The 14,283-nt window shown below is 63.2% G+C and carries 13 protein-coding genes; 2 read left to right on the forward strand and 11 right to left on the reverse strand.

What is annotated here, in order from left to right; translation table 11 throughout:
* Positions 1 to 7 precede the first annotated feature (7 nt).
* From BSP239C_RS07845 to dcd, 11 genes are all read right to left on the reverse strand, one after another.
* Complete coding sequence (locus BSP239C_RS07845; RefSeq protein WP_101571589.1) at positions 8 to 700, reverse strand: hypothetical protein; 693 nt, start codon at positions 698 to 700, stop codon at positions 8 to 10.
* Positions 700 to 2,076, reverse strand: coding sequence for a sensor histidine kinase KdpD (locus BSP239C_RS07850; RefSeq protein ID WP_101571591.1), 1,377 nt, complete (start codon positions 2,074 to 2,076; stop codon positions 700 to 702). The genes BSP239C_RS07845 and BSP239C_RS07850 overlap by 1 nt, the downstream gene beginning before the upstream one ends.
* Entirely contained in the window at positions 2,073 to 2,825 is a 753-nt protein-coding gene (locus BSP239C_RS07855) for a response regulator transcription factor (RefSeq protein WP_101571593.1), read from the reverse strand. The genes BSP239C_RS07850 and BSP239C_RS07855 overlap by 4 nt, the downstream gene beginning before the upstream one ends.
* Complete coding sequence (mnhG, locus tag BSP239C_RS07860) at positions 2,815 to 3,210, reverse strand: monovalent cation/H(+) antiporter subunit G (protein ID WP_101571595.1); 396 nt, start codon at positions 3,208 to 3,210, stop codon at positions 2,815 to 2,817. The genes BSP239C_RS07855 and mnhG overlap by 11 nt, the downstream gene beginning before the upstream one ends.
* Positions 3,207 to 3,845, reverse strand: coding sequence for a monovalent cation/H+ antiporter complex subunit F (locus tag BSP239C_RS07865; RefSeq protein ID WP_101571597.1), 639 nt, complete (start codon positions 3,843 to 3,845; stop codon positions 3,207 to 3,209). Before BSP239C_RS07865 ends, mnhG begins: the two co-directional genes overlap by 4 nt.
* Positions 3,842 to 4,435 (reverse strand): Na+/H+ antiporter subunit E, encoded by a 594-nt coding sequence (locus BSP239C_RS07870; protein ID WP_101571599.1) that lies wholly within the window; start codon positions 4,433 to 4,435, stop codon positions 3,842 to 3,844. The genes BSP239C_RS07865 and BSP239C_RS07870 overlap by 4 nt, the downstream gene beginning before the upstream one ends.
* Positions 4,432 to 6,015, reverse strand: a complete 1,584-nt coding sequence (locus BSP239C_RS07875; RefSeq protein WP_101571601.1) for a Na+/H+ antiporter subunit D — start codon at positions 6,013 to 6,015, stop codon at positions 4,432 to 4,434. Before BSP239C_RS07875 ends, BSP239C_RS07870 begins: the two co-directional genes overlap by 4 nt.
* The gene (locus tag BSP239C_RS07880) at positions 6,012 to 6,551 is read right to left on the reverse strand and encodes a Na(+)/H(+) antiporter subunit C (protein ID WP_101571602.1); all 540 of its coding nucleotides are present in this window, start codon (positions 6,549 to 6,551) and stop codon (positions 6,012 to 6,014) included. Before BSP239C_RS07880 ends, BSP239C_RS07875 begins: the two co-directional genes overlap by 4 nt.
* Positions 6,548 to 9,592, reverse strand: coding sequence for a Na+/H+ antiporter subunit A (locus tag BSP239C_RS07885; protein WP_101571604.1), 3,045 nt, complete (start codon positions 9,590 to 9,592; stop codon positions 6,548 to 6,550). The genes BSP239C_RS07880 and BSP239C_RS07885 overlap by 4 nt, the downstream gene beginning before the upstream one ends.
* 237 nt (positions 9,593 to 9,829) lie before the next feature.
* Positions 9,830 to 10,831 (reverse strand): hypothetical protein, encoded by a 1,002-nt coding sequence (locus BSP239C_RS07890; protein WP_101571606.1) that lies wholly within the window; start codon positions 10,829 to 10,831, stop codon positions 9,830 to 9,832.
* Entirely contained in the window at positions 10,828 to 11,406 is a 579-nt protein-coding gene (gene dcd, locus BSP239C_RS07895) for a dCTP deaminase (protein WP_101571608.1), read from the reverse strand. The genes BSP239C_RS07890 and dcd overlap by 4 nt, the downstream gene beginning before the upstream one ends.
* Positions 11,407 to 11,694: 288 nt before the next feature.
* On the opposite strand from dcd, the gene BSP239C_RS07900 reads away from it, so the two are divergent.
* The gene (locus BSP239C_RS07900) at positions 11,695 to 13,107 is read left to right on the forward strand and encodes an LPXTG cell wall anchor domain-containing protein (RefSeq protein WP_145997421.1); all 1,413 of its coding nucleotides are present in this window, start codon (positions 11,695 to 11,697) and stop codon (positions 13,105 to 13,107) included.
* Between the two features lie 96 nt (positions 13,108 to 13,203).
* On the forward strand, positions 13,204 to 14,184 hold the full coding sequence (locus BSP239C_RS07905; RefSeq protein WP_257930124.1) for an ABC transporter: 981 nt from the start codon (positions 13,204 to 13,206) through the stop codon (positions 14,182 to 14,184).
* Positions 14,185 to 14,283 lie beyond the last annotated feature (99 nt).

Below are 14,283 nucleotides of genomic sequence, written 5' to 3' on the forward strand. Positions count from 1 at the left end.
GAAACGTCTATTTGAATCTCGGCGCGGGAACCTTCTCGTCGTCAATGGTGAGGGTGGGCAGCATCTGCTTGAACTCTTCCGCGGCCTCGGTGTTCGACTTCAGTGAGCGCATCTCGACCCCGATCTCGACGACGCGCCCATTCGTCTTGTATCCGATCCTGGCACCGTACATGACGGTCTGCTTCTTGTTGATCGCGACGATCTCCTGCGGGCCGAGTTCGCCCTGGAACGTCCAGTAGTATCCGGCTGCCAAATTGCCTGTGCGCTGCGCGGTCACCGTGGATTTCGGCTCCGAGAAGGTGAATTTCTTCTTCGCGTCGACGATCGACTGTGGAGAGTCCTCATACCCTTTGGAGCAGGTGATGAGGACCGAGTCGCTCTCGATGGGGGTCTCGCCGCGGGAGAAGGAGTGGAATTCGTCGCCGGATGACCCCTCCGACCAGCCATCCGTCATCGCAATGCTGACGTCGACGGGGCATTCGGCGCCGAGGTTGCGCGAGACCTTCTTCATCCCATCGGGGATTCCGTCGTCAGCAGGTGCCGTGGTGGGGTTCTCTCCGACGTTCTTCTTCACAGCTACACGGACAGGACCCGAATCCCGTTCTGCGGTGCGGATCTGCAGGGCCGAGCAGCCGCTGAGGACGAGACTGAGCAGTGCAGCTCCGGCCACGACTGTTCGTACCTTCGCAGCGTGTCTCATCACCGTTCGTCCCTCGGCCGCAGATGACTACGGCTCTGAGGCTGCTCGGTCGAATGAGGCTGCTCGACCGAATCGGACTGCTGCATCGGTGGGTATTCTGGCGGTCGTTGAGGTTGTGGCGGATGGTTCTGCCAGGCCTGTTGTGGTCCCGACTGCGGACCGCTGGAGCCCGGGACAGGTCCCGACTGTGGCCCGGCGGGTCCTCGACCCGCCCCTGGGCCGGGTTTGAACTGAGAGTGCTGACCGGAGTCCTGCGGGAACCCTCCGCCGATTGATTCTCCCGTCGAACGGTGAACCAGATTGCCGTCGACGCGTTCGAGGCGTCGTTTCGAGGTTCTTCGCGGGGAGCCCAAAATCCGGCCCTGAAGCTCCGCCTCGTTGGGCTGCCGGGGCGGCAGGAACCCGGGCGTCTGGCCCGAATCGGGAAGCTGCACGGGCTGGACCGGATGAGAACCGGCAGCGGCATGCCCGACCTGATCGACCATCGGCGGCACGGTCACCTGAGCGGCGTCGCCGAGGACCGGCAGCACCATGCGCACCGAGGTGCCCACACCCTCCTGGCTGAAGAGCTGCACGGAACCGCCGTGGCGGGTCACGATTGCTCTGACCAGTGAAAGCCCCATTCCGGAACCGGCCACCGCGCGGACACGGGAGCCGCGTGAAAGTTCGTCCCACACCTGCTCCTGCTCGGTCAGTGGAATGCCGCTGCCGGTGTCGGCGACCTCGACGACAACCCACCTGTGGCTGTCGATGATCTGCTCATTGGCACGCAGTTCGACGACCTCGGCCTGAGAGGAATACTTGAGCGCATTGCCCAGCAGGTTGAGAATCGCGGTCAGCAGCAGATCTTCCTCACCGGCGACATCGGGCAGACGCCAGGGGGCACGGGCGACAGTGGCCACGATCATGCGGTCTTCGGCCCCGGGCGCCGTCGATGCGTCGTCGACGGCCTGGTGGATGAGCCGATCGAGATCGACTCGGGAGTATTCGATGATGCGGGTCTCGACGTCGGCGAGCTTGCGCAGGTCTGCCAGGAGACGTGCGACTCGGCGTGAGGAGATGTCGACCTGTTTGGCAGCGGATTCGACCTCTTCGATCGAGCCGCCTTCGCGGACGACGTCGCGGATACTCGCGGCCGAGGTGCGCAGCGCGGTCAGTGGATTCTTCAGCTCATGGTCGAGACGAATGAGCATCCGGTTGCGCTTGGCAAGGGAATCCTCGCTCGCCGCTGCCTCGATCGATTCTCGCAGTGCGGCCTCACGTCTGCGCAGATGTCTCCAGGCGAAATACGCGCCGATGGCCAAACCGGCCAGCACGAGGAACAGCAGCAGGAGGAACAGCCAGATCTGGACCTCGAAGACCAGAAATTTCGTCATGGGGTCCTCTGACCGTCTTCGCCTCGGACCTCACCGACGAATCGGTAGCCGCGGCCCTGAACGGTGGCGATCCACCGCGGTTCGGCGGCGTCCTCACCGAGGACACGGCGCAGTTCGGCGACACGGGAATCCACCGCGCGGGTGCCCACGGCCTCTTCGAAGCCCCACAGGATCTCGAGCAGGCGGGAGCGTTCGATGAGTTCGTCCTTGTGGACCATCAGGTATTCCAACAGGGTGAAGCCCTTGGGCGTGATGACCAGTTCACGATTGCCCATCCAGGCGCGCCTGCCCACACGATCAAGGCGCAGTCCGAAGCTCGAAGCCAGCACCGGAGCTGTGGCCAGGGGTGGCCCGTCGCTGCGAGTCCGGCGCAGCACTGCGCGGATTCGGGCGACGAGCTCGTGCGGATCGAAAGGTTTGTTGAGGTAGTCGTCGGCGCCCTCTTCGAGCGCCATCGCCCGCTCGACGGCCTCTCCGACCTGAGTCAGCAGCAGAACCGGAACCCAGTTCTCCTCCTGGCGCAGCCGTCGCAGAACCTGTCTGCCGTCGGCACCTGGCATGAGGACGTCGAGGACGCAGACATCAGGATTGTGGCGGTGGATCTCGTCGAGGGCCAGCAGTCCGTCGCTGGCGGCGAGCACCCGAAAACCGGAGCGTTCAAGGAAGGGGACAACGGCGCCGAGCACATCGGGTTCGTCATCGGCGACCAGCACCAAGGGCTGGGGCTGCTGTTGATTGTCAACCGTCATTGGGGTCCGTTCCGGTTCCTCTTCTGCGTTCCCACGCGAGTTCTCTGGCCTCTGCTCGATCGACAGCCTCGGCGAGCTCATCTCGATACAGCATAGAACGACGCAGGTGTTTGGTGCGATAACCGGCGCGCCCCACCATATGCGTGGCCACGGGAATGGTGACGAGCTGGAAGGAGATGATGATCGCCAACGTGGTCACTGTCGACCATGTCGGGTACTGGATCCCGATCGCCACAGCCACCATCAACAACCCCAGGACCTGAGGTTTTGCACTGGCGTGCATGCGAGACAGAAGGTCGCCGAAGCGCAGCAGACCGAGCGCGGCGGCCAAGGACAGCACCCCGCCGAGGAGGATGAGCGCTGCGGAGATGATGTCGAGGATCATCTGCTTCCCCCTTCCTCTTCTTCGGGTTCGGGTCCCGTGCGGTCACCGTCGTCGGAGTCGTCTGGTCCCGGGTCGGGCCCTATGCCCAGGCCCTCACCTTCGGCGTCGGGATCGGTTCCCTGGTCGAGGCCCACCGTCACGGGCTCTTCGTCGTCGTGCACGGTGACGGCGTCGGGGCCATCAGCGACGTCGGAGATTCCGCGGGCCACGTCATCGGGCCACTCCTCCCCGCCATCGGCTTCGGTTGGCTGGCCGGTGGTGCTTCCGGTTTCGGTCTGGCTGCCATCGGCTGATTCCTGGGGCATATGCCAGTCGGAGCTGGTGAAGTCGCTGAGTGAGCCCACCTCGGCGCCGGGTGTCATGGAATCGGACTTGGATACGTACCGGGAGACGCTGACGGATCCGACGAACCCGAGCATCGCCAACACGATGAGCACGGGCAGAAGGTCCGTGCGACCCGACAGCGCCATGAACCCGCCCAGACCGCACATGATGGAGGCCAGCACAACGTCAGTGGCAATCATGCGGTCAAGGATCGAGGGTCCGCGGATGATGCGATAAAGGGCCATGACCGCCGAGGCGGCCAGCAGCACCGAGGCCACGACGACGAGGGTGTCGAGCACGATCTGACTCATCGGACATCTCCGTATTCGTCGGCGATCGGGTCGGGGTTGACCTTCAGCGCAGCGAGATCACGGTGAGAGCCGAGAGCCAGGATGAGCAGCCGCTCGATGTGATAGACCTGCGCTTTGGCAGAGATGATCTTCTCCTGGGAATCACAGTCGAGAACGTGCAGATACAAGACCCCCATCGCCCTGTCGCTGTCGATGATGATCGACCCGGGGATCAGACTGGCGGTATCGGCCACGAGCGTCATCAGCAGATCCGAACTCGTGCGCAGGTCACAGGCGATGACCGAACCGGCACCTACCGCGCGAGGACGAAAGGCGAACCAGGCGACCTCGACAGAGGCGTGGATGAGTGAGTACAGGAACCACAGTCCGTAGTTGAGGGCGTGGATGATGTTGAACCGACCGGAGAGCACCACCGGGGGCAGGTAGAAGACACGGGTCACAACCAGGGCGAGGATGATGCCCGAGAGGATGTGCATGAGTGACACGGAGTCCCAGAGCATCACCCACAGCACCACGAGGAAGAACACCAGCACGAGCTGCTGGACGAAGCTGCGTCCCTTCGTCATCCGCGGAGGCCGATTCGTGCTCATGAGCCATCACCGCCCAACACATCCGTCACATAGTTGACCGGCGACTGCAGATTTCCCGCAGCACGGTCGGACAGATCCCACAGGGGACCGGCGAAGACTGTGAGGATAATCGAGGCGACGACCACGACCGTGGTGGCTGCGAACATCGATCCCGGCACCCCGATCTGTGACTTCCAGGGCTTGCCCGCGAGCTTGGCCTTCTTGCGTTCGGCGAACTCGGCCACGAGTTCCTCGTTCGGCTCCTCCGCGTCCGCGGGGTCGCGCCAGAAGGCCAGGTTGAAGGTACGCCCGATGACGTAGAGGGTCAGCAGGCTGGTCACCGTACCGGCGACGATGAGCGAGACAGCGAGCCAGTCGTGATCGGCGAAACCGGCGGCGAAGAGCGCAACCTTGCCGATGAACCCGGAGAACGGCGGGATGCCTGAGAGGTTGAGGGCAGGGATGAAGAAGATGATCGACAATGCCGGTGAGAGCACCATGAGCCCACCCAGGGACCTCGTCGAAGTCGACCCACCTCGCATTTCGACCATACCTATGGCCAGGAACAGCGCGGTTTGGACGATGATGTGGTGGACCGTGTAGTAGATGGCGGCGGAGAGTCCGACAGTGGTCCCCAGAGCCACACCGAAGAGCATATAGCCGATGTGGGAGACGAGGGTGAAGGACACAATCCGCTTGATCTCCGACTGGGCGATCGCGCCTAAGATTCCGACCACCATCGTCAATGCCGCGGCTATCAGAAGAGGCACTCGCAGGGAGGACTCGGCAAACAGGAGCGTCTCGGTCCGGATGATCGCATAGATGCCGACCTTCGTCAGCAGTCCCGCGAACACGGCGGTCACCGGGGCCGGAGCGGTCGGATAGGAGTCGGGCAGCCAGAAGGACAGCGGGAAGATCGCGGCCTTGATTCCGAAGCCGATGAGCAGGAGGACATGCAGAATCATCTGCACATCCGGCGGCAGCTCGCTCAGTCTCTCGGAGAGCTGCGCGATGTTCACTGTTCCGGTCGCCGAGTAGATGACGCCGATCGCTGCCAGGAAGATGACCGATGAGACGAGCGAGACGACGACGTAGGTCACGCCCGCCCGGATGCGCTCTGCCGTAGCACCCAAGGTCAGCAGCACGTAGGAGGCGACGAGGAACATTTCGAAGCCGACGTAGAGGTTGAACAGGTCACCAGCAAGGAAGGCGTTTGCGACACCCGCGCACAGCACCAGATAGCTGGGGTTGAACACGGAGATCGGGGTCTCGTTCGAGTCGTCGTTGGCGTCCTGGCTGAGTGCGTAGATGAGCACACACAGGGTGACCAGCGAGGAGACGACGAGCATGAGCGAGGAGAGCCTGTCGGCGACGAGCACGATTCCTGCCGGCGGTTCCCACCCGCCGATCGCCACGACCTGCGGGCCGTTGGCATCGATGCCGAAGAGCATGACGAGCGAGATGACCATGACCGCACTCAAGATCAGGATCGACACGATGTTCTGAGCTCGTGAGTGCTTCGACAGCACCAGCGCCAGTCCCGCACCGATGAGGGGCAGGAGGACGGGCAAGGGCACAAGCACGGGAAGGAGATCGATCATTTCTTCTCCTCCATCGTGGTTCCCTTGGAACCTTCTTCGCTGCTGTCCTCGCCTGCGTCGCGTTCTTTGGGGGTGCCGTCGTCGTCGAGGTCAATGGCGCCGGTGATCGGGCTCTCGGCCTCATCACCGAATTCGGTGTCGTCGTAGTCCGTGCTCGCCTCCGCCTCGGAGTCGATCATCTTCGTGATCGCCACCTGCAGGTCGGCGGTGTCGTCCTGCAGCGAATCGGCTCGCACCAAGCGCCAGGAGCGGTAGATCATGGCGAGCAGGAACGCGGTGACCGCGAATGTGATGACGATGGCGGTGAGGATGAGTGCCTGTGGCAGCGGATCGGACATACCTTCTGTGGACAGGTTCTCCCCGTCGGTCAACGGCGGATTTCCTGTGCCGGCGGTGAGGATGATGAGGAGGTTGACGCCGTTGCCGAGGAGGATGAACCCCAGCAGCACGCGGGTCAGTGAGCGTTCGAGCATGAGGTAGATGCCGCTGGCGAAGAGGACTCCCATCGCCAGGACCATGATGAAGGGCAGAGTCATAGCCGTCCCCCTTCGGCGCCGTTGTCCACGTCGAGGTGATTGACACGGTCGAGGATCGACGAGACCGCTTCGTGCTCGGCCTCGACGCTGAAGGTCTCCGAGAGGTTGTATGACTGGTTGAGTCGTTTGGTCAGCATCATTTCGTCGCGCTCCTGGTGCAGGTCCACCTCGGCGCCCAAGGATCTGAGGATGTCGAGCATGAGTCCCACGACGATGAGGTAGACGCCGATGTCGAAGAACGTCGAGGTTCCGAACGACAGGTGCCCGAGCACCGGAATATCGCCTTCGAGGTAGACGGACCTGAACACGGTGTCGCCCCAGATCCACCCGCCGATGCCAGTGAGCACGGCCATGATCATGCCGGTTCCCAGCATGCTCGAGGGGGTGAAGCGGGCCGCCTCGGCGAGTTCGAACTTGCCGCCGGCGAGATAGCGCACGACCAGTGCCAGACCGGCTACGAGGCCACCGGCGAAACCGCCGCCGGGTTCGTTGTGACCGGCGAAGAGAAGGTAGAGGGAGAAGATGAGGACGGCGTGGAAGACCAGGCGGGCGGTGACCTCGAGGATGATGGACCGGTTGCGTGGTGCTAGTGTGCGTCCGGCGATGAGCCAGGAGACTCGACGCTGCGTCACGTCTTCGCGTTGGGGGTCGCGGAAGTAGCCGATCTCCTCGGGGACCGGCTGGAAGCGCACACGTCCCTGCAGTTCGGTGCCGTCACGGCGGGAGACGAAACGATGGAGGTGTCCTTCACGGCCGCGCACGAAGATCAGTCCGGCGATGCCGGTTCCGGCAGCGACGAGGACCGAGATTTCACCGAGGGTGTCCCAGACGCGGATGTCAACGAGGGTCACGTTGACGATGTTCTGGCCGTGGCCGATCTCGTAGGCGAGCTGGCCGAAGTCCACGGACACCGGGTCGCTGATGCGCACTCCGGCGGCGATGAGCACGACGAGCATCATGGTCACGCCGACCGCGGCGCCGATGATGGCGCGCCAGGCCGGAGTGAAGCGGCCGGTGCTCTGACCGATCCGGGCAGGCAGACGGCGCAAGACGAGGACGAAGACGACGATAGTGATGGTCTCGACGAGAACCTGGGTCAGCGCCAGGTCCGGGGCTCCGACGAATGCGAAGTAGGCGACCATTGCATAGCCGGAGATTCCGGTGACGACCACAGCGGTGAAGCGCTTCTTGGCGCGGGTCGCTGCCACCGCGACGATGATGAGGACTGCGGCGACGATGAAGTCGAGCGGGGTGTCGAAGAGTTTGAAATCGATGTTCCAGGTGTCATTCGTGATCACGGCCAGGCCGATGCCCGCCACGAGGACGAGGTAGATCACGCTCTGATAGAACGGCAGCGAACCGCGCTGGGTGCGGGAGGTGACCCACAAGGCCAGCTTCTCCATCCAGCTGATCAGCTTGCTGTAGAGGTCGTGGAAGTCGAGGCCCGAGGGCAGAGTCGACTGGACCTTGGCGAACGAGTCGCGGACGAAGAAGAGTCCGAGGCCCGTTGCGATCGTGACTGCTGACAGAGCCAGAGCCGGTTCGAGTCCGTGCCAGATTGCCAGGTGGTAGTCGCCGTCGCCGGGGTCGATGGCCGGCAGCGTCGAGGTCCAGGCTCCGAAGTAGCCGTCGATGAGTCCGACCGCCGGGCCCAACACCACGGTGAGCACGGTGAGCATGACCGGGGAGATGATCAGGGTGACCTTCTCATCGCGGCGGGCGATGTCGTCGACACCCTCCTTGCTTGAGAACGCACCCCAGACGAAGCGTGCCGAGTAGGCCACGGTGAGCATCGATCCGATCATGACGCCGATCAGCGCGATGATCGATGCTTTGTCACCTGAGGCGAGGAGGGTCGAATAGACAGCTTCCTTGGCCGCGAAGCCCAGCAGCGGGGGAAGACCGGACATCGATGCCGCGGCGATCGTGGCGCAGACGGCGACGACTGGGAAGGCTTTCCAACCTCCGGAGAGCTTCGTCAGGTCACGTGTGCCGGCACGGTGGTCGATGATGCCCACACACAGGAACAGACAGGCTTTGAACAGGGCATGGGCGATGAGCATCGCCAGGGCGGCCTTGGTGATGTCGGGAGAGCCGAAGGAGGCCATCGTCGTGAGGAATCCGAGCTGGGAGACCGTGCCGAAGGCAAGCAGGAGTTTGAGGTCGGTCTGTTTGAGGGCCTGCCAACCGCCGATGAACATCGTGAGCAGACCCAGGGTCAGCAGTGTCTCTGACCAACCGGGCAGCGCGTGATAGCCCGGAGCCAGGCGCAGGATGAGGTAGATTCCGGCTTTGACCATCGCCGCCGCGTGCAGGTAGGCGCTGACCGGGGTCGGTGCGGCCATGGCACCGGGGAGCCAGAAGTGGAAAGGAATCAGCGCGGACTTCGACACCGCTCCGACGAGGATGAGGATTACGGCTGTGACGATGACCGGTCCGGTGTCCAGATCGAGGCTCGCGCGCTCCATGAGGGTCGAGATCTGGCTTGTTCCAGTCGCTGAGGTCAGCAGAATCATGCCCACGAGCATGGCCAGTCCGCCGGCAGTGGTGACGATGAGGGCCTGCAGCGCGGCCTGGCGGGAGCGGCGGCGGGATTGGCTGTGGCCGATGAGCAGGTAGGAGAAGACCGTCGTGCCTTCCCAGAACAGGTAGAGCATGAGGAGCTCATCGGCGAGGACGAGTCCGTACATCATTCCGGCGAAGGCCATGAAGACTGCAGAGAACCGGGCCAGTCCGGGCTCATCCGGCGGGAAGTAGCGGGCGCAGTAGACGAAGACGAGGGCACCGACGCCGGTGACCAGGAGACTCATGATCCAGGAGAGTTCGTCGAGGCGGAAGATGCCGTCGAGACCGAGCGCCGGCAACCAGCCCATGCTCTCGACCCACGGCCTGCCTGCTGTCCCGAAGATATCGGGGACCTTTGCGAGGGTGAGGATCAGCCCAGCGAACGGCACCAGGGCAAGAAAGAAGAACCCGTTGCGACCGAGGCGTTTGACCAGTGGGTACGCAATGACAGCAGCCCCGAAAAAGGCTCCTGTCATGACTATCACCGGCGGACACCTCCGTCATTTATATAATCTGCCCGAATGCAGTGCTTGCCAGTATTTTCTCACGACACACTACGTATCTCCCAATCAATGGAGCGGTTGGCGACCGTCATTTTGAACACTATTCGTGCAGATTCCCCACGAACACGGTGAACATTCCCGTGCAGAATTCGTTGCAGAAACCTGCGGCAGCTCGCGCACGAGGCTGGGTCGGCTACGGAGCGGACTGATTCAGCTGCGGAGTTGGCTGCTCGTGACGAGGAAGCCGGTTTCGTCCAGGCCGGTGCCGTCACAGCCGATGAGCAGTTCCGCTCCGATGCTGTCGACGAGGCTGGCCACCTGGTTGCGCATCCGCCGGAAGCGCCGAGTCTGGGCCGGCTGATAGCGCTTCGACTCGGCATCCATCCAATGCAGGTGATATTCGATGAGAGGCATCTGAAGATGCTTGGCAATGATCGGCGGCACCCAGTCAGCCTCGGACACACGAACTTCGAGGATGCCAGCTGCCTCGTGGATGTCCCCGAGCGGGACGAGGAGGGAGTAGCCGTCGAGGATGACCGGCGCCGAAGCGTCGAAGAGAGGATCGTCGATCGCAGCCTGGGCAAGGACCGCCTCATCGGGCGTCGGAAGCGCCTGCTGGAAGGCATGCGAGGCGTGCTTGCGCACGAGCGACAGTGCCACATCAGGCTCGAGCCAATAGGGCGAATAGAGGTAGAGATCGATCTTCGCCTCCGGATCGGGCACGATGACCCGAGTCGGCAGGCCATCTTCGTCTGCGAGGCGAATGCCTGTGTGCAGGCGTGATGCCACGGCCAGGATGAGGCTGAGCATCCGCTCCTCTTCCCTATCGGGCAGACCCCGGGGAAACGCCTTATGCAGTCCGTCGGCGTCGCTGAACCAATCCGGCGGCGGTACCGGTTCACGGTCCCGGGGGCAGTCGATGACAACCGCGTGATGAGCCCAGTCGGGCAACTCGAGCGCGGCGATCGCAGACTCGTCGAGGTCGACGCCCTCACTGAGACGCGAATGTCGGCTCAACCTCAGCTGGCCGTTGTCGTCCAGACGGGGAGCAAGGTCGGGCAGCCGGTTGTGCACGAGCGCGAGCACATCGGAGACCTCGACCTGTTCATCGAGGAGAAGCAGATGGAAACCGCGCAGGTCCGCCGAGACATCCGTGTCATTGACACGCTCGACCCCCTCACGCTGCATCCGCAGCTCTCGGCGAGTGGTCACATGTCCCTCCGGAAGAAGTTCAGGTGCGAACGGGAAGCTGTGGGGCCCTGCTGTCCCTGATACCGGTTGCCGGTGGCCTGGGAGCCGTAGGGGTTGAGGGCGGCCGAACTGAGACGGAAGAAGCAGAGCTGGCCGATCTTCATCCCCGGCCACAGGGTGATGGGCAGAGTCGCGACGTTGGAGAGCTCCAGAGTGACATGACCATTGAATCCGGGATCGATGAAGCCGGCAGTGGAGTGGGTCAGCAGCCCGAGCCGCCCCAGCGATGACTTGCCCTCCAGACGTGCCGCGACATCATCGGGCAGAGTGACGAGCTCGTGCGTCGCGGCGAGCACGAATTCGCCCGGATGCAGCACGAAGGGCTCTCCCGGTGCAGCTTCGACGAAGCGGGTGAGCTCGGGCTGATCGAGGCTCGGGTCGATGACAGGGTATTTGTGGTTGTCGAAGAGACGGAAATAGCGGTCCAGGCACACATCGACGCTGGCGGGCTGGATCAGAGAAGGGTCATAGGGGTCGAGGGCGATGCGTCCGGAGTCGAGCTCGGCGCGAATGTCGCGATCGGAAAGGAGAGTCACATTTCCGATGGTAGTCGCCCGGGGCTCAGGAGTGCAGTGATCGGGGCTCCAGAGGGGGCGAAAAATCTCACAGCCGCCGCAACACGCCGCAATTTGGTAACGAAACCGTAACAATCCCCGCTGTTTTTGCTGGTTTTCTCCCGTGTGTCTCCCCAAAGGGGACCGTGAATGCCTTAGAGTTAGGAGCTGTACGAACCCGCGCACGATGGTGCCTTCCTCTTCTTAAGCCAAGGAATGCCGGGAGTTCCATCGCCTTTCGTGGGTTGACAACAATCGAAAGGCATTACTGTGAAGACCTCGCGTCTTGTGCTTGCCCCCGCAGTAGCCGTTGCATTGACAGGTCTTGCTGGCGCTCCCGCGTTCGCAGCGACAGAGTCCGCTACGGTGCCGGCAGCAAGTAATCTCTGTGCATATGACGATGCACAGCAGTCTGACGACCCCGAAACCGACTCCAAGGTTCCCGACAGCTCGGACCCACAGGCGACTCTGTCAGATGCACAGGTGACCCGGGCCGATATCGCGGACCGCAAAAAGGGCATCGGATTCTCCGGCACCGGCTTCACCCCCGATGACAAGGCGACCGTCACGGTCGTCGGCACCGATGGATCCAAGTACTCGCCGAAGACGAAGCTCACCGTCGACGATAAGGGCAAGGTGTCCGGCACCTACTTCTTCTCCGTCACGGACGACGCCAAGGTTCCTGCGGGCAACTACTCGCTTTACCTCACCGATGAGAAGACCGAGAAGGACTCCTCGAAGGTGTCCTTCGAGGTCGTGCCCAGCGCTTCAGACGTCGACGACAAGGCCAAGGGCGACGATTGCACCTCTGCAACCGGTCCTGCTCCAACCCCGTCGGAGACCAAGACGGAGGACCCATCCGAGAGCGCAAAGCCGACTCCGTCTGAGACCAAGTCGGACGAGCCGAGCGAGAAGCCTTCTGAGACCAAGAGGGCCAAGGAGACGCCGGCCGCACCGAAGCCTTCTGAGACCAAGTCCGAAGAGCCGACTGAGTCCGAGACGCCCGAGCCCACGGACACCGACGACAAGTCGAAGGCCAAAGCTGACGAGACCACGGAGGCACCAGCTCCCACCGAATCTGAGGCTCCAGAGTCCGAGGCTCCGGAGTCCGGGGCTCCGGAAACCGCGGACGCGACCGAGGCAGCGCCTTCGGAGACAACCGCTCCGGCCAGCCCCGGAACCGATGAGGGTGAGAAGAAGGCCGCGGCCACCGCGACCCAGGCGCTCATCATCGATCCGACCGAGATCAGCTCCGAGGACTTCCTCGACGAGGGCATCAAACTCGGCATCACCGGTGCACAGCCAGGTGAGAAGATCACGATCACGGTCGAGCATGCCCAGGGCAAGGTCGATCGCTACACGATGACCAAGGAAGCTGATTCTGAGGGCAAGGCGACCTTCGGAGTGCAGGCGAAGGTCAAGGCTGTTCTGGGAACCTACAATGTTCGTGCCCAGGCGGACAGCTTCGACAAGCCACAGGGCGGCAGCTTCACCGTCGTCACCAACGGCACCTCGGTCGATGAAGGCGGAGCCAACGGCAGCGACAGTGGCAGCGACCTGCCCCGCACCGGTGCTGAAATGACCGGATTGGCCCTCGGCGTCGGACTCCTCGTCGTCGGTGCCGCAGCTGTCGTCATCACTCGTCGGCGGATGACCGCCTCCGACGATCCTGCGGAGTTCTAAGGTCCGTTGAACGATGAATTGTCCCTAGCGGGGCTGCACCTCGGAAGACACCAGATCGATCTCGGTCGTCTCCGAGCAGGGACAATGCTCGGTCTCATGGGCAGCACGGACAGCACCACTGAGGTGGTGCTGTCCGTTGCTGCGCGCTCCGACGTCGCACCTCCACCGCAGTTCCCGACCGGTCTCCGGTCGGGGCGAACTCGTGTGCGCAGCTGGGTCAGAAAGTATCTTCGCGAAGCCAATGCCGGATCTGGGGAGGCGGCATTGGCTCAGGCGTACACGGAGTTCGGGGTCAAACCCGAAACACTGAAGTCCCGGCTCGGCGAACTCGATGCCAGTGAATATGCGAAACTCGGCTTGGCTGTGGCGTGGGCGAGCGGTTCGACATGGTTGACCTTCATCGACCCCTTCGCATCCGTCCCCGGCCATGTGCGTGCCGGCCTGCGCGGCCGCTTGGCCGATCTGGCCGCAGCACACGGCCGCGGGATCGTCTTCACCTCGAATACGCTGACCGATTTCACCGTCGCCGAGGCGGGGACGGCCAATATCGAAAAAGGTGAGCTCGTCGCGTTCGGCACTCTGGAACAGGTCGTCACGGAACCTCGGGGCTCCCTGCCGGCCGAACTCAGCGGTGTCAATGTCTATTCCGGGTTGGCGCGCAAGGGCTGGCTGTCGATCGGTCACTCCGCGGTCAAGGCGCGAACAGAACTCGACGGGAAGGTCTTCGTCACGCTGGGGTGGCGCAGTGCGCTCCTATCATTGGACGAACACGACCCGGCGTTCACCTCGGCGACGGTGTTCGAAGCCATTGTGATCGGACTCCGCGATCGCGGATCCTGCCTGCAGGCGAAACTCTCGCCGGTGGATACGGAGATGGGACTCGCCCTCGACGTGGACCTGGCCGACCTGGCCGGGGTCTCCGGTAGCTCTGGTAGTTCCGGGGGTGGGGGTGGATTCGGAGTCCTGCACCCCAGCCTCGGCGAATCGATCGCCTCACTGCGCGCCAACGTCAAAATCGGCACCCACGTCTTCGTCGAGGTCGACACCTCGGCGCTGCACGCGTATTCGGTGGAATAACCCCTGCCACTCCACTGTCCCGTGTGTCCGCACTGCTCATGGCCTCAAGTTGCGGGCAATTGGCATTAAACTGAAATCCCCTCCATCCCCCACCGATTC

Source organism: Brevibacterium sp. 239c (assembly GCF_900169365.1).
In the GTDB taxonomy this organism is placed as follows: Bacteria; Actinomycetota; Actinomycetes; order Actinomycetales; family Brevibacteriaceae; genus Brevibacterium.